Origin of the sequence: Streptomyces sp. ActVer (assembly GCF_027270795.1) — a bacterium.
Lineage (GTDB): Bacteria > Actinomycetota > Actinomycetes > Streptomycetales > Streptomycetaceae > Streptomyces > Streptomyces umbrinus_A.
The window spans coordinates 1-4563 of sequence record NZ_JAPWHT010000631.1; the positions used below are offsets into that span (position 1 = coordinate 1).

The 4563-nt window shown below is 69.7% G+C and carries 4 protein-coding genes and 1 pseudogene; all 5 read right to left on the reverse strand.

Annotated features, from left to right (window positions below; genetic code table 11):
- Window positions 1-171 (reverse strand): annotated as a pseudogene (locus tag O3Q52_RS49270) (carbohydrate kinase family protein); the annotation flags it as partial.
- Window positions 172-176: 5 nt separating this feature from the next.
- On the reverse strand, window positions 177-1040 hold the full coding sequence (locus O3Q52_RS49275; protein ID WP_269654956.1) for a carbohydrate ABC transporter permease: 864 nt from the start codon (window positions 1038-1040) through the stop codon (window positions 177-179).
- Window positions 1037-2005: a carbohydrate ABC transporter permease gene (locus tag O3Q52_RS49280; RefSeq protein WP_269654957.1), complete on the reverse strand. Its 969-nt coding sequence runs from the start codon at window positions 2003-2005 to the stop codon at window positions 1037-1039. Before O3Q52_RS49280 ends, O3Q52_RS49275 begins: the two co-directional genes overlap by 4 nt.
- An 84-nt stretch (window positions 2006-2089) precedes the next feature.
- Entirely contained in the window at window positions 2090-3412 is a 1323-nt protein-coding gene (locus tag O3Q52_RS49285) for an ABC transporter substrate-binding protein (RefSeq protein WP_269654958.1), read from the reverse strand.
- Between the two features lie 12 nt (window positions 3413-3424).
- Window positions 3425-4270: an endo alpha-1,4 polygalactosaminidase gene (locus O3Q52_RS49290; protein WP_269654959.1), complete on the reverse strand. Its 846-nt coding sequence runs from the start codon at window positions 4268-4270 to the stop codon at window positions 3425-3427.
- Between the last annotated feature and the right edge of the window lie 293 nt (window positions 4271-4563).

The window sequence follows — 4563 nt, forward strand, 5'->3', positions numbered from 1 at the left end:
CCCCAGCCGCGCCGCCCCGCACGCCATGATCGCCGCCGAGCCGCCGAGGACCAGCCCGCCCCGCTCGACGAGCTGTTCACGCTGGCCGAAGGCCACCGCGCGGGGCACCGGACCCACCACGACATCGGGATTGACGTCACCGATCACCAGGAGGTCGAAGGAACGGGACAAGGCGGCTACCCCTTCAGTCCGCTGGACGTGAGCGACTGGACGAACGTCTTCTGCGCCAGCAGGAACGCCACCAGGACCGGCAGCACCGTGATGACGTTGCCCGCCATCACCGCGGACCACCGCGCGTGGTGCTGCCCCTGGAAGGTGGTCAGACCCAACTGGAGCGTGTACTGCGTGTCGTGGTTGATCGCGATGAGCGGCCAGGACAGGTCGTTCCACGTCGTGAGGAACGTCAGCACCGCAACCGTCGCGAGGGCGGGCCGGGCCAGCGGCATGACGATCGAGAAGAGCACGCGCAGCCGCGAACACCCGTCGATCCAGGCGGCCTCCTCGATCTCCCTCGGCAGAGTCAGGAAGAACTGCCGGAACAGGAACACGGCGAAGGGCGTCACCAGCGACGGCACGATCAGCGCACCGAGTGTGTCGATCAGACCGAGCCACTTCATCACCAGGAAGGTCGGGATCATCGTCAGCTGGAAAGGGATGACCATGGTCGCCAGCATCAGCCCGAGCAGCACCCGCGACCCCGCGAACCGCATCCGCGCGAACGCGTAGCCGCCGAGCGACCCGAGCATCAGATTCGACACCACGGCGACCGACGCGACGATCAGCGAGTTCGCGAACCAGCGCGGGAACATCGCGTTGCCCAGCACGTACCGGTAGCCGCCCAGATCGATGCCGTCGGGCCACAGCGCCGGCGGAAACCGGTTGATCTCCGCGTTCGTCATCACCGAGCTCAGCAGCAGCCACACCAGCGGCAGCGCGAACGCCAGCGCCAGCGGGGCGAGCAGCAGATGCCAGGGGCTCACCCTGCGCGAACTCGCCACGCCCGCACTCACCTTGAGCGCACTCGTCGGACGCGTACTCATCGGAGGGCCCCTTCCACGACGCGCCCCTGTCGGCGCCGCACGACACGCAGGGCCACCCCCGCGACCAGCATGGCCAGCGCGAGGACGTACGCGGCCGCGGCCCCGTATCCGGCCGTGAACATCTGGAACGCCTGCTGCCAGACGAAGTACACGATCACGGTGGTCGAGCCGAGCGGGCCACCCTTCGTGGTCACGTACACGAGGTCGAAGACCTGGAGCGCGGTGATCAGCTGCCACAGCAGCAGGAAGACCGTCACGGGGGTGAGGGCAGGGAGAGTGATGTGCCGCAGTACGCGCCACCGCCCGGCCCCGTCGATGCGGGCGGCCTCGACGAGTTCACGCGGCACGTCCTGTAGCGCGGCGAGATAGACGACCACGCAGAAGCCGACACCGCTCCACAGCGAGATCAGGACCAGCAGATAGATGGCCTGGTCGGGGTCGGTCAGGAAGCCCTGCGGCGAGATGCCGAACTTGTGCAGCAGCGAGTTGGCCGCGCCGAACTCCGGATCGAGGATGAAGGAGAACAGCACGCCCTGCGCGGCCGCGGACACCACGAACGGGATGAAGAGCAGGGTCCGGTAGAGGCCGATGAACCGGATACGCCGGTTCAGGGCGAGCGCGAGCGCCAGACCGCCGAGCAGGCTCAGCGGCACGAACAGCGCCGAGTACAGCAGCGTATTGCCCACCGCCGTATGGAAGTTGGGGTCCTGGGACAGCGCCCGGTAGTTGTCGAGGCCCACCCAGCGGCCCGGCGTGACCAGGTCGTCGGCGCGGAACGACAGCAGCAGCGACCAGACGACCGGGACGATGCCCAGGCCCAGGATGACGAGAACCGACGGGGCGATGAACGCCCAGGCGGTGGCCTTCTCCCGCCGGGCGCGCCGCCGAGCGCCGCGCCGGGAGACGGCGGGTGCCCGCGGCTGGGACTGCGGTGCGAGGGTGATGGCGCGGGGCAGTGATGTCATGCGGCCTTCCTCCCTTGGTGCGGCGCGGGATCAGCACAGGTCGAGCGGGGATCCACGACGGATCGGTGAGGCATCCGTGAGTGGTCAGCGCGGGATGAGCAGCGCCGCGTCGGCCTTGTCGGCGCACCGGCGCAGCGCCTTGGCGGGGGAGTCCCGGCCGAGCAGGACGGACACGATGGCCTCGCCGAGGGCCTGGGAGATCTGTGGGTACGCGGCATGGACGGGCCGGACCCGGGCGGAGTCCAGCGCGTCGGTGAACACCGAGAGTCCCGTGGTCTCCCGGGAGTGCTTCCGCCACTGCGGGCGCCGCTCCGTCGCGGACCCGAGGGGCAGGCTCCCGGCCCGGATGTCCCACCGGGCGTCCTGCTCCGGCCGCATCATCCACTGGACGAACTCCACGGCTGCCCGCGAGCGCGCGGAACCGTTGTCGAAGACCGTCCAGGTGTCGGGGCCCGAGATGGTCACAGGGCGCCCGCTGTAGGACGGCAGCGGTACGACGTCGTAGTCCACGTCGGCGTCCAGGATGTCCGGCAGTTGCCAGGGCCCGGTCGCCACCATCGCCATCCGGCCGCCCAGGAACACCTGGTACATCTGCTCGCCGCCGGGCTTCGGATCGACGTACACGCTCTTGTCCCGGACGAGTTGCCGCAGGGTGTCGAGCGCCCGGACACCCTGGCCGGCGAAGCCGATGCTCTTGCCGTCGTCGGCGACGACGTCACCGCCCAGGTCCCAGATCATCGGCCACAGCCGCCAGACCGTGTCCTCGTCACCCGTGCCGGGCCAGCCCGTTCCGAAGACGCCCTGGCCGGAGTCGGTCAGCTTCCGTGCCGTGTCGGTGAATTCGTCCCAGGTCCACCCCGCTTCGGGGAAGGGGACACCGGCCTGCCGGAACAGTTTCCTGTTGTAGACGACGGCCAGCGAGTCGAGCAGCGCGGGAGCGGCCCGCACCTTGCCGTTGACGCTGACTGCTTCACGCACCGGCGCCCAGAAGCTGTTCCAGGGCGTGGGGCCGCCGCGCATCGCGTCGGTCAGGTCGACGACACGGGGGCTGCGGGCGATGCTGGCGAGGTCGGAGCCGAAGACGTACGCGATGTCCGGATACGAGCCGGCGGCCAGGGCGGCCGTCACCTTCTGCAGCATCGCGTCGGAGATGACCCCGCCGCCACCTGCGTCCACCCGGATCTTCGGATGCGTCCGGTTGAACTCCGTGACCAGCGCCTGTATCGCGTCCTTGGCGATGTCGACCTGGCCGTGCCACAGCTCCACGGTCACTTTCCCGTCGGCGCCCACGCCGTCGGACGCGCCCTGCGAACAGGCGCCCAGCAGCGGCGCGGCGGCGATCGCGGCAGCCCCTTTGAGCAGGCCGCGGCGCTCAACAGGGCACAGCACACCTCGGGTTCGAGCCATCAGGAGCCTCCGTCAGCGGGTCTTGCGGACGTAGTCGGCGCTGTCCGGCGTCGACACCAGCACATCCCGGCGCACAATGCTCAGCCGGTCGCCGAAGCCCGAACGGGCCTTCCTGAAACCGTTGTCGGTGTACTCGATCACGACGACCCGGTCGTCGAACGCCTCGGCGTACTCACCGCACTCGTCGTACTCGCCGCACTCCTCCGCCACAGCGAAGTCGAGCCCTGTACGGCCTCGTTGACCGGCCAGTTCCACGGTGTTCTTCTGCCCGATGGCCAGGCCCCGGGAGTGCGCGTGGTCCGCCAGCAGCTTGATGAAGGCGGTGGCGTCCGCCGCGCTCAGCAGACCGCGGGAGCGGGTGAAGCTGTCGAAGTTGTCCGGCTCCACGGCGTCGTAGCCCTTGTCCGCGCAGCCGTCGATCCACTCGTTGATCCTGGCCGCGACGCGTTCGCGCTTGGCAGGCGTGCCGATGTCGAGCAGGGCCTCGGCCCAGTCTCCGTCGACGACGACCTTGCCCTTCTTGTCGCGCAGCAGCAGTTCGGCGGGCCAGTCGTCCCGTTCGTCCGGCTGGGCCTGGAACGCGTTGACGTAACAGATGTTGTAGAGGCCGCGGGCGGGTTCGGCCTTGCGGTCGCGGGCGACGACACGGACGCCGGCGGGCGGCGGATAGGCGCCGCCGATCTGGTAGTCGAAGCCCGCGTGCACGGGGGGCAGCCGAACGGCCTTGGGGCTCGGGTTCGTGGACTCGTCCGGGACCTTGTCGTCCGGATCCGACGTACAGGAAGCCAGTGCCGCGAGGACGATCAGGGCGGTGGCCGTCCTGAACGCTCCCACGCGGGCGCCACGCTTGACGGGCATGTCCGCTCCATCAATCGCGAGTACGTCCCCGCCTCGGACCCCGTGACGGTCCTGGCGACTTTGGCCGGACTGAGAACCTTGTCCGATACCGGCTGGGCGTACCTCTGCGTGCCGGGCTGGGCGCCTCGGCACGCCCTGGATCAAACCGTGCGAATTCCTGCGCGTCAAGTCCGCGCATGGTGTGGCTCAGCTTCTGGTTGCTGGCCGTGCGTCGTTCGGGTGCGGGTCGGTGGGGGCTGGTCGCGCGGTTCCCCGCGCCCCTGGGTGGGTGGGGGTTGCGGCCGGCGGTCGGG